Genomic DNA, 22,606 nt, shown 5'->3' with positions numbered 1-22,606 from the left:
TTACATAGCTACAAAAGGCTTCCCTGTCACTCCGTTGATATATTCTATACGCACGCTATTATCTGAAGAGACTAAACAAACCTTATACACAGGGACATACACTGTAGAGCTACGTAAAATCAAAAAGTTCTTTCCAAACACCATGCGTACCAAGCGATGGATTTTATCTTCAGAATAGTGCACAGGAGAACACACTGCTCCTGAAGGTTTCCTTAAAAAGACTGGAAGAGCATGCAAAGTTGTCACACACCCTTTTACAGGCTGAAGATGCTGAAAATGCGTACTAATTAAGCTTCCAGAAGCAAAAACCAATCTCTTCTTATGGCACTCTTTAATCGCCTTCTCTGCTCTGACATTCTTCATAGACAACACATGCAACAGAGCATCTCTAGTTGCAGATCCCCCTAGAGTTGCCAAAGCTTGCATGACAGAAATATCTTGTTGGTCTGCATGAAGTAGTAAGCACTCTTGAAAACCCTTAGAACAACTCCATGTTCCTGTATTTAAGACCATTTCCCCATTCGTCAAGCTCCAAAGGATCTCCCCTTCTTGACTGACAAGACTCTTCTTTCCTGTATCTTCTTTAGAAAAACGCACACGCATAAGCACATGAGGAACAAGATGGAGTTCCACAAAAGCATTGCCATCACGAGATTCTGGGAATAATGATAACGCTTGCTCTGGAGAAATATGACGCTCAAATACCTCTAACTTTTCATAACCTGAAAGTCTCCTTACCAACCTACAGCTTTTAGAAAACATGATCATCCCTTGATCTGAAGCAAATTGCATCGCCTGACGCGCTACAGGAACGTTGTCCCATAAAAAAACTCCAGAAAAAAGAGAGCCAATAAAAACAAAAAAACTTAGAAGCATTTTTTTCATAAAAACACCTTTTTATCTATTTTACAAAATAAAAAAACGTTTTATCAAATAAAAAATTAATAAATCTCAAACTAAACATAAACAAGGCATTTGACAAATTCTGTTTTTCTTTTTTATGATGACGTTTTTTGTTTTACCCTGTTGCTCTATCATGAAATCCTTTATTTCGTTGTTGCTGTTTCTCTTTATCAATATAGGATGTTACGCACGTCCGATCTCTTTTGAGCCATTTTTAGGGAAGCTCTCCTCACAAAAGTTCACGCCGAAATATTCTGCTGAAGAGTATTTTTCTCAGGGTCAAGTTTTTCTAGAACGCCAACATTATAGAAGGGCATTGTTATGCTTTGGGATGATTTCCCATCACTTTCCCTCCCATACTTTACATTCTCAAGCGTTGTTTTTTACTGGCAAGTGTTACTTTGAACTGGGGCAGCCAGACCTTGCGGATAAAGCTTTTGCTATCTATCTACAACAGCCTGATGCAGAGTATTCTGAAGAGCTGTTCTCTATAAAATATGCTATTGCAGAAAGCTTTGCACATGGGAAGCGCAAACACCTTTTTCTTTTGGAAGGGTTCCCCAAATTGGGGAATGCTGATGAGGACGCCCTAAGAATTTATGATGAGGTGCTAACAGCATTTCCTAATCAAGACTTGGGGGCGCAAGCACTCTATAGTAAAGCAGATCTACTCATTGTGAAAAAAGATCTTGCAGAAGCAATAAAAATCCTGAAGAAGCTCACCTTACAGTTTCCTTTTCATTCTTTATCTCCTAAGGCATTTGTGCGTTTGTCGGAGATCTACCTACAGCAAGCACAGAAGGAGCCTCATAATGTGCAGTACTTGAGCTTGGCGAAGATAAATGAAGAAGCTATGCTTAAACAACATCCTAATCATCCTTTAAACCAAGTGGTTTCTGCGAATGTTTTGCAGATGTGTGAGCGTTATGCTGCAGGGCTGTACTCCACAGGGCGCTTTTATGAGAAGAAAAAGAAACATTCTGCTGCAAAAATTTATTACCAAACAGCTCTTGAGCATTACCCACAGACCTCTTTAGTGGCGAAATGCAATAAACGACTTCAGAGAATCTCCAAATACTTTTCTTAAAAAAGGTTTGGCATGCGTGAGTTTCTCTTTAGGTTAGGAGTGCTGAGTTTTTTTATTCCCCAGCTCTCTTCATGTGGATATCATGTTCTTCAACATGAACATCTTTCTCCACTAGGGCAAGCCCTCTTTACTGAGGGGGTCTGTGTGGACCCCGTCAGTAAAGACTGCCGAGGGCTATTAACCTCAGCATTAATTCGGGAGCTCAGCACACGCTCTATTCCCTTGAGCAATGGCACTGCAGGATACCGGTTACATGTTAAGCTTATAAATGCTGTTGACGAGAATATAGGTTTTACGTATGCCCCAGGTAAACTTGGAGACACCCCCCCGAAGCATTTTATTGTGTCCAATGAGGGGCGTATCTCCATATCTGCTCATGTGCAGCTCATCCATTGCTGCACAGGGCAAATAGTGATAGATCGCTGTATCTCTAGGGAATCTGTATCTTTTGATTTTCAGCCAGACTTAGGAACTGAGGATTTCCAACAGCTCTCTTTAGGGCAATATGAAATGCATAGTGAAGCGATCAAAAGTGCTCAAAGAACGTTATATACACATTTAGCAGAGGCAATCGTTCAGCAGGTATACTATGACCTCTTTTGAAGGGGAAGCTGTCTTTCCCGCAGTATTGAGTGAGCTGCATAACATGTTGGACCTGATACGAAAAACAGGGGAAAAAAAAGCCTGTCCTCAAGAAAAGCTTCTAAAATTAGAGCTTGCCTGTGAGGAACTCTTGGTAAATATTATTTCCTATGCCTATCAAGGAGAAGGTTCTCCTGGAACCATCATACTCTTTTGCCACGAGGGAACAGACAGCTTTGAAGTGATCATTAAAGATCATGGCTCTAGCTTTAATCCCCTTACAGCCTCTATAAATATTCAAAAAAATCTTCCCTTAGAAGAACGTAAGCTGGGGGGCCTGGGAATTTTTCTAGCAAGAAACTCCGTAGATGAGTTTTCCTATCTCAGAGAAAACAATAGCAACATTGTCAGCCTAAAGGTGTACAAGTAACTTGTGAAAAGTTAGGAATCTTGAGAGAAGCGAAATGAGCGCAGCATCATTTCTGTATCTTTGATCTCTTTAAGGTAGATCTGCAATGCTTCTAAGATAAGTGGGGATTGGTTATACGGTCCTGAAGCTTCAAATGCCAATTCAGGGACGAAGGTATCTCCGGGTTGATACAAGGCAATGTATCCTCTGGTAACGGCCTCTCCATGAACAAGTTCAGGGACAAGCCAAATTGCAAAATCTGTATTAAATAAAGTGAGTTTATCTTCAGATTCTGCAATGATAAAATCATTCGCTTGCCGATTGAAGAAGTCGGCGGAACTCTCGGGAGAGCGCGACAGAACGTCAGCAATATCTACATAACCCTCTGGGAAAGCTGCACCTATGTTGCATATCGACTGACGATAAAACTGCTCTAAAAAATCCAAATTCATGGTGCTTTTCCTCTAATTTATGGTAATTCTTTATTTTAAGGCGCGTCAAGAGCTTTCTCTACTCCTTAACCCTTTCCGACCTAAGTAACCTATCCTTAGAAAACATGTTTTACTCTTCCTTTTGCTGTTTCTTTTTTCTATGGTTGTGTTCCTCTTGCTTTGGGGCGCACTCTTTCCCCTCTACCCGAGGCACCTCTACAGCCATCCTCCATGCAGACACGGGGAAAGTCCTCTATGGGGAAAACCTTGATCTGAGAATCTACCCTGCCAGCATGACGAAGATCGCCACTGCCCTCTTTATCTTACAGCGCCATCCTGAAGTTTTAGAGCGCCTTGTGACAGTAACGCGAGATGCTATTGTCTCCATCACTCCTCAGGCAAAAAAACAATCTGGATACCGCAATCCCCCCCACTGGCTAGAAACTGATGGTGTTACAATACAGCTACAAGCGAAGGAAGAGGTCTCCGGCTGGGACCTCTTTCATGCTCTGCTATTAAGTTCTGCAAATGATGCTGCAAATGTATTAGCTGTAGCCTGCTGTGGCTCTGTAGCAAAGTGTATGGAGCAGATCAACCTGTTCCTCTCTGAGCTTGGCTGTAAGCATACCCACTTCAATAATCCCCACGGCTTACATCATCCCAACCACTACACTACAGCTCGGGATCTTGCCACCATCATGCACCATGCCCTGCAGGAGACGAAATTCCAACAGGTGATCAAAACTACCCACTACACAATGGCAGCAACAAACCTTAGTGCAGAGCGCTCCCTAACTACAACGAACAAACTGATGCTTCCAAGGTCGATGTACTACTACCCCGCAGCACTGGGGGGAAAAACAGGAACAACAAAGAGCGCAGGGAAAAATCTCGTGATGGCAGCACAAAAAAACAATAGAAAAATCATCACAGTCACAACAGGATACTCAGGACCTGTTGGGGAGCTCTATCAGGATGTCATAGCCTTATGCGAAGCGCTCTTTCATGAACCTCTCCTAAGAAAATACCTTATCTCCCCGAAAGAAAGCTATACCTTAAAGATAAAGAACCTCGGGAACATCACTATCCCTCTTTCTGAAGGGGTGTACTATGACTTTTACGCTTCTGAAAAGGATCCTATGCTGTCAGTATCTTTCCTTCCCACAACACAACCCCTCCCTATTCATAGGGGCGAGCTCTTAGGAGAATGGGTCTTCTGTCAAGGAGAGAAGCACGTGCTCTCTAAACCTCTTTATGCTCCCTATACAATTACCCCAACCTTCCTACAAAAGCTGAATCAGCTGAGTATACGTATCCTGACTTCCTATCGCACGTATATCCTTCTTGCTCTAGGGATCTTATATACTTCTAGGAAAACCCGATCTCGCCGGCGAAGATCTTCTATGTATTCCTAAAAATGTCTTTCAGGTTCTTGTGCAGCATGGAACGTTCCTCAAGGAAACCCAGGACCACCACGAAATGTTGAGGCAAGCCGTCATAATTGCTGTGTGAGTTATGCAAGATTTCTTGATCTCAAGAGCATTTATCCTTAGGAAGCGCTCTTTCGAAAATAGGCAGCAAAAAAGCCGTCTCCCTTTCCAACCTCTAGACGAAGGGAAATTCGCTTTTCTTCTTTCCACCCTAAGGAGCGCATATAAGCACATTGATGTTCATTTTCAGCTTTCAATATGGAGCACGTAAGGTATACTAACCTCCCGTGACGGCGGACATACTGCGCAGCACAGGCAAGAATCTCTCTCTGCACACGGCAGTAGTTCTTCAGAAGTCTCTCTGAAAATTGCCATTTTTTCTCAGGATGCCTGCGAAAAATCCCACATCCCGAACATGGGGCATCTACAACTACCGTGGCGAAACTTTCTTGGCGTAGGTTCTCCTGAGCAAGCTGTAAGGAAAAATTCCTAGCCCCCGCTCGAAGGAGTCGGCTTTTAGCTTTTTGGAGTACCTTCCTGCGGCTATCATGCAGGACGACATGTTTTGCTTTTTGTGCGAAGATCAAGCTTTTCCCTCCAGCCCCTGCACAAAAGTCCAAGACGCATTCTGTTTTTGCCATGGGGATTCCCAGGGCAAGGTATTGTGAATGTTCGTCTTGGAGTTCAAACAAGCCCTGCTTAAAAGCAGGGGTGCTTTGTAAAGGATAGCGCTGGTCAAAATGTAGCGCTTCGGGGACTAGCTCCCCAGGGGAACTCGGATATCCTAAGATTTTTTGCAGCTCCCCTACAGAGGTTTTCTGTGTGTTTACGCGCACTGTAATGGGAGCTTCCGTAAGCCATACTCTCGCTAACCTCTGAGCCTCAAGCTCTCCAAAATCCCTAACCAATATACGAGCGAGATCATCAGAAATCGAGTAGCGCACAGGCCAGGGAATTTCCTGATAGGCTTCAAGATCTTCCAATACCCCTTCTTCAATTTTAGCAACTAGAGACTGCGGGGATGGCTTCTCTCCAGAACGAAAAATCAAAAACTCCAGCAGACGTCGATGGCGCATCGTTAAGAAGACGATGTTCCTTAGCCACTTGCGGTCTTTAGCTCCTAAAGCGCGGTGCTGCTGACAATAAAAAGCTACCCGATCAGCCTCAGAGATGGGAGAAGTATATAGCTGCTGCAAGAGCTGATAGGCATGATGATGACGAAAAGAAACCATAACCCTTAAGAGTATAAAGCCTTTTGTCTATTTTTCCTACAGGGAAGAGGGCTTCCTTAGGGCTTGAGCATAAAGAGCTTTAGGAGCTTATGCCTCCATGAAGAGCGAGGGCGGTAGTACTCTATGGAATGTTTTAATTTTGAGAACACTTCCTGATCAAAATCTAAGAGCCAGCGTGCAAGTAAAATACGCATCATCTTGATCCATAGGGAGAGGCTGCTATCACGGATACTGTAGATATTTCCGATATGCTCTGGGGTAATAGTATCTTTCAAGGAAGCCAGAGCCCGCGTCACGACTTTGCGCACCACCTCAGAGAGAAACCCTTGGATTAACGCGAGATCCCGAGGTTCTAGAGAGTTTTGCCAAAACTGTGCGAGAGCCTTTCCTTGTGGGGAAAGCAGCTGCTGGTCCAAGATATCGTTAGAGGGGGAAATCATTTCCATAATGAGAGTTTGAAAATCCCCACGGTTCGAGATAAAGAGAAGCTCAAGATTATGAAGAAACTGAAAACTCGGGTCTGAGAGGGGAAGAAGGGGCTGCGCACGCTCTGCTAAAAAAAGCTCTAAAAGCTCTAGACTTAACAGAGGAAATGTCGCTTGACTTTCTAATACGGTAAGCAAAGCCTCCATGACCATCTGTACACCAGCTTCTAAGGAGAGATTTTCTCGGGCTACCTCTTGTACTGCTGTTGATGTGCTAGGAGCGTCTGCCTGCACCTCATGGGAGAAATCCTCCCATGAGGAAAAGTTTCCCTTCCTAGAAAACACTTTACGTGTTGCTTGAGAGATCTTTTCTAGGGGTCTTTGTCTCTCCAAGTGCATCCATGTCCGTAATGTCAATAGCTTCTCTATGGTAGCATTTTTTTTCTTGTACACCTCTGGACGAAATATCCGACAAAAAACTCCTATGTGTCGCGATTCCTCTCTAAGGCGCACGTCTATAATTGCTAGCAACCTCCCCAGCACAGAATAAGGGACTGCAAAAGAGGAAAAGAGCAGCTGTAGCGCCTTTTGGAGCGTTACTGTGCGAGTATCGTATCTTTCAGATAGGGATTTATCTATAGGCCATGCTTCTAAGAGGTGCCTTTTTTTATCATACACTAGAATTCTAGATGCATCACGAATGACTAGCTCGATCACACGAAGGTAGTAGTTTAAAGAAAATTGGAAATCTAAAAGCATAGTCATGGCGTTTCGGAACTTTTTCTCCTTTATTCCTTAAAGGGGAGATTTTTCTATATGTATTTCCTCTCTAAAGAAAAGTCAAAGTAATCTATACATGCTTAATCTTTCGGTTCAATAATGGAGAGCTGTTCATCACATAAAAGCTTGCAAATAACATAGTTAAGCTTTTTTTGATATCCCTCAGGGTTTGTGCGGAAATCCTCTTCAAGTACGGGGAGGTTTGTCTCTAAGATTGCTGAGACAATGTCATAGTTTACCTCTGCAGCATATTCTCCCAACCACATTTGGATAAACTCTCCTAGTTCTCGGCTGCGATCTTGACGCACCATATACAGAAGATCCTTAATGAGAAGAGTTTCATTTGTTCCTCTTTTTGCCAACTCATCCAACCGTATTGCCCAAGCCATCACCTGACTATAATTTCTCGTGCCGTCATATTGGCTTAAATTTTCAATTGCGGAGAAGCTCTGCATGCCTCCAAAGGGGGGAAAGCAGACTATCTTCGTAACTCCTCGGATGCTTGCCAAGCCATCAGTACGCACATGGGAATATAACAACTCAGAGAGGCCTAGAGAAATGCTTTCCATAGAGCCTATACTATCGAAAGAAAGTGCATTATAGGTCCGTTCTTCTTCTTCCTTTTCTAAGGGAAGCCCTTCTTTTACTAGAATTTCAGCGACCCATTTGCAGGCACAGCGTAATAAAAATGAAAAGGCTACGGTTGCTTCAGGACTTAGGGGATCGGTACCGCAAAGATCTATTGGGGAGGAAGGGTGCTCCCGACGCAAAAAAGAAAAGAGACGCAAATAAACACGAGAAAAGAAGCTCCTACAAGCAATTAACGCGTTACGTAAATCATTGAAATGCTCAGGATCCTCAGCAAGCTCGGGAAGATTTGTTTCTTCTAGAAGGGTATTGAGGGTTTTATCTACATTTCTAGATCGCCTGTGTGACTTTCCCGAGAATAGATTCCTTAGGATCCCCGTAACACTTCTTTGAATGCGCACCAAAATTGCTGTAATAAACCCTTCTCGGGGTTCATACTCTACCCTATTAAGAAGATCGCTTTGTGTACTCTCTGAAGGTGTCGTCTCAGGAATCCCGCTATCTACGATGGTCTCAATTGCCTGCGTAGCACTCTCGGAAATCCTATCATCTAATTCTGGATCGCCCTCTTCTGAGGAAGCCTCATGTAAATGATCTGAAATTGGTTTGAGATCATGATCATCACCCGATATAGGGGCCCCCATGGCTTCTTAATATCCCTCTTCGTGTTTACCAACAATAACATCATTAGTTAAAACATTTAGAGCATTTAAGTAAGCACTATGGTTTGCTTTATTCATCTCCTTTAAATCTTTCCAGCTGGTGGAGACTTCTTCTTTCATCCGTTCTATATCATATTTTCCAGCACTAGAGGACCTAAGACCATTTCCATATCTATTTAGTGTAGCCATTACCTGACGTGTCAGTGAAGCCCAAATGTTTGGCATAGATCCAGGATGTTGAGATCGCATAGTATCTAACTCTCCAGCAAGCTCTAACATTCTTGGCATCATTCCCTGAAAGGGATCAGGAGTGTCTGTAACGTTAAAATCCTCTTCTCTCCCTTTAATAAAATCTACCATAGAAACTTCTGGGCGCAGATGCGGTCCCTCTAAAACCATACTTACAAAAGTCTTTAATAGAGCAGAACTAGATGTAACCAAAACTGCTGGCATTTCTATGTTCCTAGCAGCATGCCCAAGAAGATCTATGCTTTCTTTTCGAATGTCATCAAATTGGCTAGGCAATGGTATTCCAGTCGAAGACATAAAAATTTGATCTTGTAATGAGGCTTCTAAACCTTTCATAAGAACAGTTACCCCATGAACTCTATATCCTAAAGGGTCTGTTGTTTCATAATTTGTCCATTGTGCTTGGAGCCTCTGGGAAGCCGTCTTGGGTCCAGAAGGTCTTCCATCTTCATGACCTATGATCTCTCTCTTTAATCTCGATACAATATCTGTTGGAGGCTGAGGAGCTGGACGCTTGACTCTTGCTCCTGATGCACTAGGGACCTGCTGAGGATTAAGAGAACTCATAGAAGGACTAGTGGACGTGGGTAAAGATGCTGAAGATGATGAGGAAGAAGAACCGCTGGGACTTCTTCCAAAGAGTCTTCTAAAAAAATCCCCTATTTTTTCTGATAAGCTTTTCTTACTTGTTGTGGAGGGAGAACGCGAAACTGTGTGCTCTCCAAGATTTGCAGCTGCAGCTCCCTGGGCACCATCATTATTATCACTAGATCCAGGGATACCACCCATAGGCCCTGGACCATCCCCTCTACTAGTAGGATTAACCATTTTTCCCCCCAATATTTTTTTTAATTTTAAAAATAAATTATAATTAAGGAGAAATGTTTTTATTATAAACAAAAACAAAATCGGATAATTTTTAATTATAAAACAACTAAAACACACACATTTAAAACAAAAATACAAAAATCTATTTCCTCTTCCAGGAAGGAAGCTTGGGGGAAGCGCAATAGGGAGACAAAAAAGAAATTAGGAAAGAGCTGGGGAAAGCATTTCTATGCCTGGTAGGGTATGCTTCTCTAAAAATTCTAGAGAAGCTCCCCCTCCAGTAGAGACATGGGTGACTTTTGTAGCACAACCTGCCAAAGCAACTACGGCAGCAGCGTCGCCCCCTCCGACAATAGTAATTCCAGAGGAATGTCGCCCTAAAGCGTGGGCGATTTCTATAGAGCCTTTATCAAAGGGAGGCACTTCATATACCCCTACGGGGCCATTCCAGAATACTGTTTGAGACTCTTCAATAATGCGGATAAACTCTGCGAGGGTTTTTGAGCCGATATCATAAGCCGCAAGCCCCTGAGGAATCCCTTGATCTATGGAGACTTCTGTGTAGCTTGTTCCTGGGACGCATGCTTCTGCAACGCGAACATCTTGAGGCAAGACAATCCGAACGTTACGTTGTGCCGCGATTTTCATCACCCTCTTAGCGAGTTCTATCCCAGACTCTTCAACAAGAGAACTCCCAAGAGATTTTCCCATAGCCTGCAAAAAGGTAAAGCCCATGCCTCCGGCAAGAAGCAAGGTATTTACCTGAGCAAGTAGAGCCTCGATTACTCCAATTTTAGAGGAAACCTTTGCTCCCCCTAGGATAGCTGTGAATGGACGCTTAGGGCTTTCTAATAAGTGTTTCCCTAAAAATGTGAGTTCTTTCTCCATTAACAGCCCTGCAGCGGCATGTTCCGGAAACACCTGCGGGACGACATATACAGAGGCATGTTTCCTATGTGAAGAGCCAAAAGCATCATTTACGTACATATCTCCGTAAGAAGCAAGTTCAGCAGCAAAGACAGGATCTTTTTCGGGATGCTCCTCGCCTATATGAAAACGTAAATTCTCAAAGAGCAAAGCCCTACCGGGAGCGAGCTGAGCCACCGCTTGGCGAGCGACCTCTCCGATGCAGTCTGGCACAAAAGGGACATGGAATCCCAAGTAGGACTCCAAGACATCCCTGACAGGGAGTAAGGAATAGGCCGCGTCAAACCCCGAGCCTTTAGGTCGTCCTAAATGGCTCATTAATATGACGGCGGCATCTTTTTTCAATAGATAGCTGATCGTAGGGATTGCACTACGTATGCGGATATCATCAAGGATCTTTCCTTCTTTCATAGGGACATTAAAATCCACCCTTAGAAGCACCTTTTTCCCTTCAGGAGAGAGATCTTGCACCTTCAGCGTGTTCATATTTCACACCCTATGAAATCAGCTTTTTTTTGTATTTTTAATGAAATAGTGCTCTTAAAGCAAAGAAAAAGAGCATAGAAAGAATCGCACCTGCAGGTAATGTAATGAACCATGACGTCACGATGTCTTTGATAATGTTTAAATTAATCGCTTGTGTTCCTCGTGCTAAGCCGATTCCTAAAACCGCTCCGACAACAACATGCGTTGTCGATATCGGCAATCCTAGAGCAGAAGAAGCCGCAATGGTTAAGGTCGCTCCCATTCCTACAGAAAAACTCCGAGAAGGTGTCAGCTCAGTAATTTTACACCCTACGGTCTCAATCACTCTCCAGCCCCAAATTGCCACTCCGAGGACAAGCCACACGCCCCCACCAGCCATCAGGAGAGTTAACATACGGGAAGTGTAGAGTTGGGGATAGGCATGGCGCAACACTCCCATAACAGGAGCCACGGCATTAGCCACATCATTAGAGCCATGAGCAAAGGCCATAAAGCAAGTAATGATAATTTGCAAATACGCAAAGATTCTTTCTACGACAAGGTACTTCTTCCCATAATCTCCCCCTCGAGCCTTTAAGCGGTAAGTCAATCCTCCTACTTTTGGAGAGTCAGAAATATATACGCAGTGGGGCGTATGGACGTAATGCAAGGTGATGCAATATGCACACGCTCCTAAGACGGCGACTCCTACTAAAGACCATGGAGATACAGTTTGCGCTACGACCTGACCCAAGACAATAATGACCCCCAAGGTGACAATTACAAGCGCTGCCAAAAACGGCGCTATGCGAATCATTGCTTGAACAGGATCATTCTTATAGAAGATATGCCGACGAATGAAGGAAAAGACCAGATAAGCCCCTCCTCCTCCAATTAAGGGAGAAAGTAACCAGCCTATCAAGATAGTCCCTACAGAATCCCAATGTACAATAGAGCCTTTCCCTAATACTATGCCGAAGCCTACAACAGCACCAACAATAGAGTGCGTAGTAGATACAGGCCAGCCGAAAAGAGAGGCAATCTGCAGCCAAACGCCTGTAGAGATCAGGGCTGCAGTCATGCCATAGATGTAATCTTTAGGGGCAAGGCTAGAAACCGAAACAAGGTTGTTCTCTATTGTCCCAACAACCCGATCCCCGAAGAATACTGCCCCTAAAAACTCAAAAATTGCCGCGATAATTACTGCCTGTCGCAAAGTCAGAACGCCAGATCCTACACTTGGCCCTACAGCATTTGCTACATCATTAGCCCCTATATTCCAAGCAGTATAACACCCACTCAGAAATACGAAAACGATTAGGATGAATAGCATGCTTACTTTTCTTCTAGTGTCATATTAATTCTATGTGCAAGTTTTTCGGAGCGGTCAGAAATTCCTGCTGTTCTTCGTATGATCTGCAACCATAAGTAAAACTCCTTTTCTGGAATGACAAACTCATCAGAAAAAAACACCCGCATGAGTTCTCTCTGGACAACATCAGATTCATGTTCTGCCTTGACGATTTTTCCTACAAGAGTACGCGCTTTATCTGCTTTTCTTCCTCCGAAGGAACTCTCCAATAGCTGATTGAACTCATGAAGTAGAGTCGTTGTTAACTCAAAAGTTTCTATATTTTTCTCTAAAAATTGAAAAAAGATCTCCTCCATAGAGGCATAGCAACGCAAATGCCGAACAGTAAGCAAAATAGCCACATCTTCTACAGCATCTGCAATACTATCCTGAATGGAAATAATTTCTAGAATGCCTGCACGCGATACAGGCATAAACAACCCCACAGGCAGATGATTGCGCATATCATTTTTTATACAATCAGCCTTGTACTCTTTTTTAGAAATCCCCTTGGCAATTTCTAGGACATCTTGATATCGGCCATCTCGAAGAGCTAAAAATATTGGAAGCATCTGATGTACACAGGAAGCAACTACTTCTAAATGAGCTTGCAGCGGAGCGAAGGGAGATTGTCCGAATAAACGTGCAAGGGTTTGCATAAGAAAGCCTTTTCCGCAATAATAGCTTGAATTAAAGATCTTGTAAATGACTTATGGCTCAGCACCCCATCTTACAAGTAGAGAATTTAACTATTACTCTTACGAAACAGCGGAAGCGCTATACCCTAGTACAATCCCTATCTTTTGAGCTCTATGAGCAACAAACTTTAGCTATCATTGGAGAATCTGGATCAGGGAAAACCCTTACTGTGCACGCACTTCTTCAACTCCTCCCCCGTCCTCAATTTGCTGTTTCTGGTTCTATCCGCTTTCAGGGACAGGAGCTGCTATCTGCCTCCAAAGCGACTTTAAGGAAGATCATAGGAGCACAAATTGCAACGATTTTCCAAAATCCCCATGCGAGCTTTAACCCTGTTTTCACCATAGAACAACAACTGCAAGAGATTATCCGTACGCATCTACATCTCTCTCGAGATGCAGAGAGAGAAACCCTTCTCCAAGCCCTTTATGAAACAGGATTTCATCAGCCAGAAACCTGCCTAAAACTCTATCCCCATCAGCTTTCAGGAGGGATGCTACAAAGAGTTGGCATTGCTATGGCGCTCCTATGCTCTCCCAAAATTTTAATCGCGGACGAGCCTACAACTGCACTAGATGTTTCCATACAATACCAAATTCTGCAGCTACTTAAGACTCTGCAAGAGAAAACCGGCATGAGTCTCCTGATGATCACCCACAACATGGGGGTAGTTGCAGAAATTGCTGATCATGTCTTGGTCCTGTATGGGGGATGCATGGCAGAAAAAACTTCTGCCACAGAGTTATTCCATAATCCTGCCCATCCCTATACCCAAGATCTTCTTAAAGCACGCCCCTCTGTACAAGGGGCTGTGCTGAGATCTTTTATGTCTATCCCTGGCCACCCTCCACATTATACGGCCTTGCCTTCAGGGTGCGTTTACCATCCTCGATGCTCTCAGATGGTCTCCTCCTGCCAAAAGCAGACCCCAAAAGAGAGTCTAATACAAAAAGGACACAAAGTGCGGTGCTGGCTTTATGACTAAACTTCCCCTAATTCAAGCTCAAAATCTCTCTACATACTACTACAAGCGTTCCTGCTGGCTGCGGAGAAAAACCCTAGCAACAAAGGCCATTGATAATCTTTCCTTTTCTCTTTATCCTAACCGTATTACAGGTTTGATTGGAGAATCTGGATCAGGGAAAAGCACCCTAGCTTTAGGCCTCGCAGGTCTTTTGCCTTTTACTTCTGGCTATTTATCTTTTAGTGGGACTCCCATAAAAATTTCTTCTAAGCAAGGGAGGCAACAACTCTGCTCTCAAACTCGCATGGTCTTTCAAAATCCTCAGGCATCTTTAAATCCTAGAAAGACTATTTTTGACAGCTTGGGGCATTCTCTTCTCTACCATAAACTCATCTCCAAGGACAAACTCCATGCTAAGGTTGCGGAATCTTTAGAGCTTGTAGGGCTTTCTAGTTCTTATATGTACTACTACCCCCAGCAACTTTCAGGGGGGCAACAGCAGAGGGTCTCTATTGCTCGGGCTCTTCTCGGAGCACCGAAGTTAATTATCTGCGATGAAATCGTTTCCGCCTTAGATCTTTCCATGCAAGCGCAGATCTTAAATATGCTTTTAGATCTTCAGGCACGCCTACACTTTACTTATCTTTTTATTTCTCATGACCTCGCTATTGTCCGTTCTTTATGCTCTGATATCTTAATTATGTATAAGGGACAAATTGTAGAGTCCGGGCCTACAGAGCAAATCTTTGCATATCCTCAACACCCTTATACTGAAATGTTATTAAGATCTCAGCTTCCCGACTCCCCAAGCCAAAGAATCCCAAACCAACTCGCACAATACCAAGCCTGTCCACAAGACCGAGCTGAAGAAACAGGCTGTATTTTCTATTCTCGCTGTCCTTATAAAGCAGCCCAATGCAAAACAGGGCCGATTGCAAACACTACCGTAAACAGACATTCCTATCGTTGCATAAAACACTCCTCCACACCCACAGATACCTAAAGGGTTTCTTCAGGGAACCCTTTAGGCTGTGATCGTTAGAAATATTTTTACAGTTGTTTTAGACTTAAAAAAGATTTTGGTTCTTACGTAAGAAGGCGTGTTTTTACATTCCCTTAAATGAGGGGCTGTCTTTTAAAAGCCGCTCTTGTAGCGTTTCTAGCTCCTCAGCATTATGAAGATAAAAAGAAACGCAGATATCTTCCCCTGAGGGTTGGACTTTAACCTTATAGCCACACTCGTTGCTCAAGCGCTTTTGCACTTCCGCATACTTTTCCTTAGGGTGGGGATAGGAAGTTTTTTCCTTAGGGCCTTTTGTAACAAGCTCTTGCTTGCCATGTTGTTGCATAAGAGATTTCGCAAGAAGTTCTGCTTCCCTTACTGCCAATCCCTCTTTTATGATCTCTGCATTCAGCTGCTCCCGCAAAGCAGGATCTTCAAGAGTAAGGATTACCTTGGCATGGCCCAAGGTGACCTCTCCAAGGGAGATGCTCTTTTGAATCGTTTCGGAAAGTGTCAAAAGACGAAGATAGTTCGCTACTGTTGAGCGCTTTTTCCCAACCTTACTTGCGACCTTATCCTGAGTTAACCCAAATACATGAATGAGTTTCTTAAAGGCCTCTGCCATTTCCAGAGGATTCAGGTTCACCCTTTGGATATTCTCAATGAGAGTAGCTTCTGCAGCAACATCATCTGCCATCATGCGCTTCAGCACAACAGGAATCACTGCATAGCCAGCTTTTTGCATTGCTCTCCAGCGTCGCTCTCCAGCGATCAGCTCATAATACAAAACATGCTCTCCGTTGCGGATCTCTCTTACTACGGGGGGATGGATCAACCCTACAGACTTCAAAGAGGCGATCAGTTCATCCAACTCCTCATTAGAAAACACCCTACGAGGCTGAAAAGGACTCACACGAATTGCATCAATTGCAATTTCTATAATAGTATCTTTTTCTGTGCTTGCAACCTCATCTACGCTCATGGGATTCCTAATTACATATCTTTGAAAAGAACCTACTCTATCTAAAAGTAGATTATTATAGGAGTTTTCTATCAAAAGAGCTTCTAGAAGAAAAGTTTTTTTTCCACGGAGAAATCCCTTCTCCTCTTTCCTCTCAGAAGTTTACGAAAAAAAAGTTTCCCTATACACTTAAAAGTTTTAGGACTCTATAGTGAGCATTATGCAAAGGATCCTCTCTGCTCTATGGAAAAAAGTTTGCTCGTACTCTTTTCTTATGGGGTTGCTTTGTGCTCTTGCTGTGTTTCTCTCTGTGAGGATTCTTTCCAACACGACTTCTTACGCTAAAAATAAACGCTCCCACATTCTGATGCTGTCTAAAGCTGCTGAGCACGCTTCTTATCACGGTGTGCTCCCTCCGAAAACAGCCCTTGATAGTTTGGAGTATGCTTACCACCTAGGCAAGGAAGCAGCATACCCTTATGCGAGTTTTCTCTCGGCATGTTTTTATTTGCATAATGATCCCCTCCGCGGGGCTTATTATGCAAGCCTCGCATACAAGCATGGCCTAGGGAAGCATCTTCCCAGTCCGATACAGGCACTGCTAAAGGAAACCACAGAAGCACAAGCCACAAAGCACTATGAGCTTGCCTTAAGCAAATCTTTGGATCTCCTAAGCATGATAACGACCACCCCTGACTATCCTACGTTGCAGTTTCTGACGCTCCTCCGCATCATAGAGCTTAAGGAACTCCTCCATCAAGATCCTAAGCAGGATTTTGAAACACTAAAAAACCTCCCTCTATTTGCACAACTTGAGCAGTTTTATAGAGATGGAGAATGGACATTAACACAGCGCTTTGGCATATGTTCGCAACAAGCGCGTAAAACCTCATAAAGCTCTCTATGCAACCAGAAACAGAAATTCTTGAAACTTCAGAAGCCTCCTCAGAACCAAGTTCTTCTCAAGAAGAGCCCTCCAAGACTCCTCCTCTTGTGATCTCTGGGACCCTAACCATATACCCTGAATCATGATTTATGCTGGGGGTGCTTGCTTTTCGCTCTGTAGTGTTTTCTCGCGTTCCTAAGCACTTAGACTCTCTAAAACACTACCTTCTCCTGCTCAAGCAACATGCTCCGCTCCTCCTCCCTGGAGATCCTCTTCCTCCCTCACGTACAGCTTTTATGCTGACCTTTGATTTTGCCTCTATAGACTTCTATACCTCTATTTTTCCTTTTTTACAGCTCCACCAGATCCCTGCTGTTGTAGGAGTTGCCTGGCGCTATGTCCCTCCCACTACAGCCATGGATCTTCCCTTGTCGTACCGCCTAACACCCTCGGGGACTTTGGCATTCCAAGATGAGGTCTTCTCAAAACATATGCCTTTCTGCTGCCAAGAAGAGCTCCTTGCCATGGCCTCCTCTCCCCTAATCCAACTTGCTTCTTCGGGATTTGCTGTTAGGAACCTTCAGCGTTCTCCTTCTTATCTTGCTACAGAGGTGTTCTTATCCAAACACTACCTTCACTCGATGCTTGGCCAACCCCCTAAAGCCTTTCTTTATCCTTTTGGGAAAGCTGATAAAAATAGTAAAGCATACGTGGAGAAACACTATGATTTTTCTTTCGTTTTGGGGAACACTCTAAATATAAAAAAGACAAAAACTCATGGGATTTTTCGCTTTGACCTCTCTCCAAACCAGTATAGCATCCCTAAGCTCTGGAACAGCCCTCGCTATTTAAAAAACTGGTTCCTCTTTCAGTGGGGAACATCCCGGTTTGTAAAGGGGAAAAAACCCTCCCTATAAAAAGAAAGTCATTCTAAGGATTACCTCCTTAGTTGTGCAACAGCATCTTGCAACGCACAGATAAAGGTATCGATATCGTGCTTATCATTATATACTCCTAAAGAAGCCCTTAACACATGTCCTGTTCCCCAACGCGCCATGGAGGGCTGGGAACATAAATGTCCCGTACGAACAGCAATTCCCTGTAGATCTAAGAGAACCCCTAAATCTAAAGGATGGGCTTGATCAATTTTCATACTCAGCAGCCCTCCTCGCGGGAATCCTAACTCAGGCCCTAAAACGTGAAGCCCTGGAATATTCTTTACAAGCTGCTCATGCATATAAGCAATAAGCTCTGCCTCATGACTATAGATCGCTTCTGGAGACAGCTTATTTAAATAATCCAATGCTGCTCCGAGCCCTACAACACCAGCAACATGCGGCGTTCCAGCTTCAAATTTTAACGGGGACGGAAGATATTTTGGATCTTGAGGATCATAAATCTCTACCATCCCTCCGCCACCTTCTACTGGTGGCAGAAGCTCTAGAAGCTCCTTCTTGCCATACAACACCCCTAACCCTGTAGGGCCATACACCTTATGGGAAGAAAAAACATAGAAATCTACATCCCAACTACGAACATCCACAGACTGATGGCCCATACTTTGCGCCCCATCCACAGCCAACCACGCATGATAACGATGCACAAGAGCCGCAATTTCCTTTATAGGCTGTATTCCCCCAGAGACATTGTGTATCCCTGGGATGCTCACAAGATTTGCCCCTTCCTTTAATAGATCTTCCAAATGGTTTAAATCTATAAGCCCGGAGTCTAAAACAGAAATTTTTTTTACCGAAGATCCTCGCCTACGACAAGCGATCTCCCAAGATATCACATTTGCATGGTGCTCCGTTTCTGAGACTAAAACAACCCCTCCTGAGCTCCACAAATCATTTACTGCTATTGCCAGTGTGTTTAACCCTGCTGTTGTTCCTCGTGTGAAGACGATCTCCTCCTCAAACGCCGCCCCAAGCCAATCTCGGATCTTCTGGCGCACTAGAGAAAACTCCTGAGAAGCTTCTCGCGAAGAGCTGTATATAGAACGCCCAACAGAAGCATAGGAAGTCGTATAAAACTTGATAAGGGCATCAAGAACATCTTGGGGTTTATGTGTCGTGGCGGCAGAGTCCAAATATACAAAAGACTCCCCATTCTTCTCCTTAGAGGCAAAGATAGGAAAGTCTTTCTTTATCTCACGCATAAACCCCTACTTCTTAAAAATATAACCCCTTAAATACTTTAGATAGCCGAGGGAAGGTCTCTGGAGTCGGGGTTAAAGATTTCAGGAACCCCTGAACTAATCGTTCCCTAGCCAGCTTAAGAGGAAGCCCCCGAGAACGCATATAAAACAATAGCTTCTCATCCATAGAGCCTACAGTAGCTCCATGAGAAGCCTTCACTTCATCCGTAAGGATCTCTAAACGAGGGTATGTAGAAACCCGAGCCTGGTCATCTAACAACAATGTATCATGTCTTTGATATGCATTTGCATATTCTCCCTGCGGGGTGATTTTGATCCCCCCTTCAAACAAAAACTCTCCACTATCCAAGACTGAACGGATTTTTTGTTGCGACGTTGTATGTTTCGCATCATGATGCATGAGATTCCTCACCCAAGTCTTTCTTGGAGAACGTGCCGCCACAACAGACTCCGCATGAGCATAATCTCCCATGAGGTAAAATGTATTTTCAAACAAACCATAACTACGAGCGTCTTCAAGAAGATGATGTACAACAGCACACGCCCCTCCAGCTTGTATCGTGGCAATATGTGACCAGCTAAATTGACTCTCATGCGCATATCGTGGATCTATAGAGATGATCGCCTCTGCCTTTTCTGAAACGAAGACCTCTGTTACTCCATTGACCATCATCTCTCGCACCACTGTCCTACAGTCTACCTCTATATGATGAAACACATGAACTGCAGCACACGCTTCGCGCCCAAAAACCACAATAACCTTTGGAGAAAACAGTAAATTCCCCCTCGCTACAGGATAGATAATATGATGAACAAAGATTTGTTCATCTATCACCTTACCGTCGGGAATATAAATTACCACGCCATCTTGGGAGCTCTCTGCATTCACAAAAGCTAGGGGATGCTCCTCCACACGCAAACGTTGCATAAATGTTGCAAAGCTCTCTAAAGCCTCTTTGTAAGGAAACACCTCCACACCCTCAGGCAAATAAGACAGGGAATCCTCATATTTGCCATTCATAATCACACACTCATAAGATAACGAGCGCTTCCCAAGCAGCTGCTGCCTCATTACCTCTGTGCCCCCATAGGCATAACTATATTCCTGGGGAGTATGCGCTATCCCTCGAATCCAGGGGAAAAAACAAAAGATCTCTTTATACGGCTCCCGATGATTATGATATTTATGGCATGCAGTCACTGCGCGATGAATGTTAGAATCTTCCTTAACTAAGGAAACATTTTCTACAAAAGTTAACATACAATGTCTCTATCTTTGAAAAGCTCGGTTCAAAATCTCTTGATAACTCTTATATTCAAGATCCTGCATTAAAGCCCCTCCTCCCGACAAAGCAATATTGCCATCCAAAAAAAGATGTACGATATCTGGATGTAAGAACTGTCCTAATTTCGGGTTGTGCGTAATGATACACATAGAATTTTCCGGATGGATCTCTCGATACCTTTCTAAGGTCTTGCAAACCGCACGTAAAGAATCCACATCTAACCCCGAATCAGGCTCGTCCAAAACTGCCATCTTCGGTTCCATAATCAACATTTGAAAAATCTCGTTTTTTTTACGCTCTCCCCCAGAGAACCCCTCATTAACGTTTCTTTCGAAAAAATGATCCAACACCTCAAACTCATAAGTCTCCTGCAGAGCAGAGAGTAGCATTTCAAAATCTTCTGTAGTTACAGCCTCATATTGATACCGACGACACGAATTATAAGCATCCCGCAAAAACAACTTATTGTTTACTCCAGGGATCTCCGGAGGATGCTGGAATCCCACAAACAACCCTGCGCGTGCACGTTCTTCGGGGGACAGTGTAAGTAGATCCTGCTTTTCTAAGGAAATCTTCCCCGCAGAGACACTTAAACTTGGGTCTCCGGATAACACCTTGGCAAATGTCGATTTCCCTGCACCATTAGGTCCCATGATCATATGCAACTCGCCAGGGCTAATATGCAAACTAAAATTATCTATGATTTTGACATCGTCGCAGTGCACATGCAAATTTTCTATCCGCAACATCTTTCAACTAACCTACGCTATTTTCTAACTTAATATATAGGAGCTTCAAGGCCTCCTGGGCAAACTCCAAGGGGAGCTTCTCAATAATCTCCTTACAAAATCCATGCACAACCAAACTCATGGCAGCTTCAGAGTCTAACCCTCGGCTACGCAAATACAACAGCTGATCATCTCGTAACTTTGAAGTGGTTGCTTCGTGCTCGATAGAAGAGGTAGAGTTATGCACTTCAATTCTAGGGTCTGTATAGGCTCCGCAATGCTTCCCTATAAGCATAGAATCACATTGCGTGTAGTTACAACTGTGCGAAGCTCTCTCCCCTACAGAAACAAGGCTCCTAAAAGTATTATGAGAAAACTCTGCAGAGATCCCCTTGGAGACAATTGTTGAGGTGGTATTCTTGCCGACATGGATCATTTTTGTTCCTGTATCCGCCTGCATCTTCCCATTAGTTAGCGAGATAGAATAAAACTCCCCTACGCTCTCTTCTCCTCGCAATATACAGCTAGGATACTTCCATGTAATTGCTGCTCCCACCTCTACCTGGGACCAGGAAATCTTCGAACGCACGCCAGCACACAAGCCCCTTTTCGTAACCAAATTATAAATGCCACCCTTTCCTGTTTTCCGATCCCCAGAATACCAATTCTGCACTGTGGAATAGCGGATCTCAGCATGACTTTTCGCAACCAACTCTACAACAGCAGCATGTAGCTGATGCGAAGAAAACGCTGGGGCCGTACACCCTTCAAGATAACTTACAAATCCCCCCTCTTCGACAATAATCAACGTCCTTTCGAACTGCCCTGCTTCTTTATCGTTAATCCTAAAATAAGTTGAGATGTCCATAGGACAACGCACTCCCTTAGGAACATAGACAAAAGAACCATCGCTAAAAACCGCAGCGTTTAAAGCTGCGAAATAATTATCGCGATAGGAAACCACACTTCCTAAATATTTTCTTATAAGTCTAGGGAACTCCTGTATTGCTTCACTAAGAGAACAAAATACTACCCCAGCCTCATCCAAAGCTTCTTTAAACGTTGTCCCTAAAGACACAGAATCAAATACGAAATCTACGGCAACATTTTGCACATTAAGAAGACGCTTTTGCTCATCTATCGGCAGCCCTAACTTTTTAAAGGTTTCTAAAATCTCTGGGTCTGCATCCTCTAAGCGGCCTATAGGTTTTTTCTGTTTGGGAGCAGAAAAATAGACCATCTCATCGTAATTGATTGGATCCATCTGCACTCGCGCCCAAGCAGGACTTTGCATCTCCTTCCAGTACCTATATGCTTTTAGACGAAAATTCGTGATGTAGGAAGGCTCATTACGTCTTGCGGAGATTTGTTCTATAGTTTCCTCCGAAAGCCCACGAACTACAGCCTCAGATTCTATAGGCGTGGTAAACCCATAAGGATACTCCCTTTCTTCTCCCAAAAACGCATCTAACATATGATCCATAGATTCTCTCCACAAGTGGAAGCCTCGTTATCCTCCAAACACAAAAACAGAGCAAAAGGCAACAATTTCTCCAAACTAAAAAAGAAGGC

The 22,606-nt window shown here is 43.7% G+C and carries 23 protein-coding genes; 9 read left to right on the top strand and 14 right to left on the bottom strand.

Going from position 1 to position 22,606, the window contains the following annotated elements; all coding sequences use genetic code 11:
- Positions 1-885, bottom strand: a complete 885-nt coding sequence (locus tag G5S_RS01725) for a hypothetical protein (RefSeq protein ID WP_013712456.1) — start codon at positions 883-885, stop codon at positions 1-3.
- Between the two features lie 151 nt (positions 886-1,036).
- Here G5S_RS01725 and G5S_RS01720 point away from each other — a divergent pair, with 151 nt between their 5' ends.
- From G5S_RS01720 to G5S_RS01710, 3 genes are read left to right on the top strand one after another with little or no spacing between them, the layout of a single operon-like run.
- Positions 1,037-1,990, top strand: coding sequence for a tetratricopeptide repeat protein (locus G5S_RS01720; RefSeq protein ID WP_041467070.1), 954 nt, complete (start codon positions 1,037-1,039; stop codon positions 1,988-1,990).
- 12 nt (positions 1,991-2,002) lie between these two features.
- Entirely contained in the window at positions 2,003-2,593 is a 591-nt protein-coding gene (locus tag G5S_RS01715) for a hypothetical protein (RefSeq protein WP_013712454.1), read from the top strand.
- Positions 2,580-3,002 (top strand): ATP-binding protein, encoded by a 423-nt coding sequence (locus G5S_RS01710; RefSeq protein ID WP_021756331.1) that lies wholly within the window; start codon positions 2,580-2,582, stop codon positions 3,000-3,002. The genes G5S_RS01715 and G5S_RS01710 overlap by 14 nt, the downstream gene beginning before the upstream one ends.
- Before the next feature lie 11 nt (positions 3,003-3,013).
- On the opposite strand, the gene G5S_RS01705 is transcribed toward G5S_RS01710, so the two are convergent.
- Entirely contained in the window at positions 3,014-3,433 is a 420-nt protein-coding gene (locus G5S_RS01705) for a hypothetical protein (RefSeq protein WP_013712452.1), read from the bottom strand.
- A gap of 104 nt (positions 3,434-3,537) precedes the next feature.
- Between G5S_RS01705 and G5S_RS01700 the strand changes: the two genes are divergently transcribed.
- Entirely contained in the window at positions 3,538-4,827 is a 1,290-nt protein-coding gene (locus G5S_RS01700; protein WP_013712451.1) for a D-alanyl-D-alanine carboxypeptidase family protein, read from the top strand.
- Positions 4,828-4,961: 134 nt separating this feature from the next.
- Here G5S_RS01700 and G5S_RS01695 read toward each other — a convergent pair whose 3' ends face one another.
- The 7 genes from G5S_RS01695 to G5S_RS01665 form a co-directional block, all read right to left on the bottom strand.
- Positions 4,962-6,074 (bottom strand): RsmB/NOP family class I SAM-dependent RNA methyltransferase, encoded by a 1,113-nt coding sequence (locus tag G5S_RS01695; protein WP_021757049.1) that lies wholly within the window; start codon positions 6,072-6,074, stop codon positions 4,962-4,964.
- 56 nt (positions 6,075-6,130) lie between these two features.
- A complete protein-coding gene (locus tag G5S_RS01690; RefSeq protein WP_024010778.1) occupies positions 6,131-7,264 on the bottom strand; it encodes a hypothetical protein in 1,134 nt (377 codons plus the stop codon).
- Positions 7,265-7,359: 95 nt separating this feature from the next.
- Positions 7,360-8,511 (bottom strand): TmeB family type III secretion system effector, encoded by a 1,152-nt coding sequence (locus tag G5S_RS01685; protein ID WP_013712448.1) that lies wholly within the window; start codon positions 8,509-8,511, stop codon positions 7,360-7,362.
- A 6-nt stretch (positions 8,512-8,517) separates the two neighbouring features.
- Positions 8,518-9,606 carry a SemD/SinC family type III secretion system effector gene (gene semD, locus G5S_RS01680; protein ID WP_013712447.1) on the bottom strand — a complete coding sequence of 363 codons (1,089 nt, stop codon included), beginning with the start codon at positions 9,604-9,606 and terminating at the stop codon, positions 8,518-8,520.
- A 201-nt stretch (positions 9,607-9,807) separates the two neighbouring features.
- Positions 9,808-11,019, bottom strand: a complete 1,212-nt coding sequence (locus tag G5S_RS01675) for a phosphoglycerate kinase (RefSeq protein ID WP_013712446.1) — start codon at positions 11,017-11,019, stop codon at positions 9,808-9,810.
- A gap of 37 nt (positions 11,020-11,056) precedes the next feature.
- Positions 11,057-12,331 carry an inorganic phosphate transporter gene (locus tag G5S_RS01670; protein WP_013712445.1) on the bottom strand — a complete coding sequence of 425 codons (1,275 nt, stop codon included), beginning with the start codon at positions 12,329-12,331 and terminating at the stop codon, positions 11,057-11,059.
- Positions 12,332-12,333: 2 nt separating this feature from the next.
- Positions 12,334-13,008, bottom strand: a complete 675-nt coding sequence (locus G5S_RS01665) for a TIGR00153 family protein (protein WP_013712444.1) — start codon at positions 13,006-13,008, stop codon at positions 12,334-12,336.
- A 53-nt stretch (positions 13,009-13,061) separates the two neighbouring features.
- Between G5S_RS01665 and G5S_RS01660 the strand changes: the two genes are divergently transcribed.
- Complete coding sequence (locus G5S_RS01660; protein ID WP_013712443.1) at positions 13,062-14,033, top strand: ABC transporter ATP-binding protein; 972 nt, start codon at positions 13,062-13,064, stop codon at positions 14,031-14,033.
- Positions 14,026-15,015 carry an oligopeptide/dipeptide ABC transporter ATP-binding protein gene (locus tag G5S_RS01655; protein ID WP_013712442.1) on the top strand — a complete coding sequence of 330 codons (990 nt, stop codon included), beginning with the start codon at positions 14,026-14,028 and terminating at the stop codon, positions 15,013-15,015. Before G5S_RS01660 ends, G5S_RS01655 begins: the two co-directional genes overlap by 8 nt.
- Before the next feature lie 103 nt (positions 15,016-15,118).
- On the opposite strand, the gene G5S_RS01650 is transcribed toward G5S_RS01655, so the two are convergent.
- Positions 15,119-15,997, bottom strand: a complete 879-nt coding sequence (locus G5S_RS01650; protein ID WP_013712441.1) for a ParB/RepB/Spo0J family partition protein — start codon at positions 15,995-15,997, stop codon at positions 15,119-15,121.
- 199 nt (positions 15,998-16,196) lie between these two features.
- Between G5S_RS01650 and G5S_RS01645 the strand changes: the two genes are divergently transcribed.
- From G5S_RS01645 to G5S_RS01640, 3 genes are read left to right on the top strand one after another with little or no spacing between them, the layout of a single operon-like run.
- The gene (locus G5S_RS01645) at positions 16,197-16,871 is read left to right on the top strand and encodes a hypothetical protein (protein WP_013712440.1); all 675 of its coding nucleotides are present in this window, start codon (positions 16,197-16,199) and stop codon (positions 16,869-16,871) included.
- An 8-nt stretch (positions 16,872-16,879) separates the two neighbouring features.
- On the top strand, positions 16,880-17,008 hold the full coding sequence (locus G5S_RS05060) for a hypothetical protein (protein WP_013712439.1): 129 nt from the start codon (positions 16,880-16,882) through the stop codon (positions 17,006-17,008).
- Positions 17,009-17,011: 3 nt separating this feature from the next.
- Positions 17,012-17,779, top strand: coding sequence for a polysaccharide deacetylase family protein (locus G5S_RS01640; protein WP_041467005.1), 768 nt, complete (start codon positions 17,012-17,014; stop codon positions 17,777-17,779).
- Positions 17,780-17,799: 20 nt separating this feature from the next.
- Here the strand turns inward: G5S_RS01640 and G5S_RS01635 are convergent, their stop codons facing one another.
- From G5S_RS01635 to sufB, 4 genes are read right to left on the bottom strand one after another with little or no spacing between them, the layout of a single operon-like run.
- Positions 17,800-19,020: a SufS family cysteine desulfurase gene (locus G5S_RS01635; RefSeq protein ID WP_013712437.1), complete on the bottom strand. Its 1,221-nt coding sequence runs from the start codon at positions 19,018-19,020 to the stop codon at positions 17,800-17,802.
- Between the two features lie 13 nt (positions 19,021-19,033).
- On the bottom strand, positions 19,034-20,281 hold the full coding sequence (locus tag G5S_RS01630; RefSeq protein WP_013712436.1) for a SufD family Fe-S cluster assembly protein: 1,248 nt from the start codon (positions 20,279-20,281) through the stop codon (positions 19,034-19,036).
- A gap of 9 nt (positions 20,282-20,290) precedes the next feature.
- A complete protein-coding gene (gene sufC, locus G5S_RS01625) occupies positions 20,291-21,055 on the bottom strand; it encodes a Fe-S cluster assembly ATPase SufC (RefSeq protein ID WP_013712435.1) in 765 nt (254 codons plus the stop codon).
- Between the two features lie 7 nt (positions 21,056-21,062).
- Positions 21,063-22,517, bottom strand: coding sequence for a Fe-S cluster assembly protein SufB (sufB, locus tag G5S_RS01620; RefSeq protein ID WP_021756314.1), 1,455 nt, complete (start codon positions 22,515-22,517; stop codon positions 21,063-21,065).
- Positions 22,518-22,606 lie beyond the last annotated feature (89 nt).

This window comes from Chlamydia pecorum E58 (genome assembly GCF_000204135.1).
Classification (GTDB): domain Bacteria; phylum Chlamydiota; class Chlamydiia; order Chlamydiales; family Chlamydiaceae; genus Chlamydia; species Chlamydia pecorum.
The sequence above is the reverse complement of the archived record's forward strand: the minus strand, read 5'-3'. Positions and strand labels throughout refer to the sequence as shown.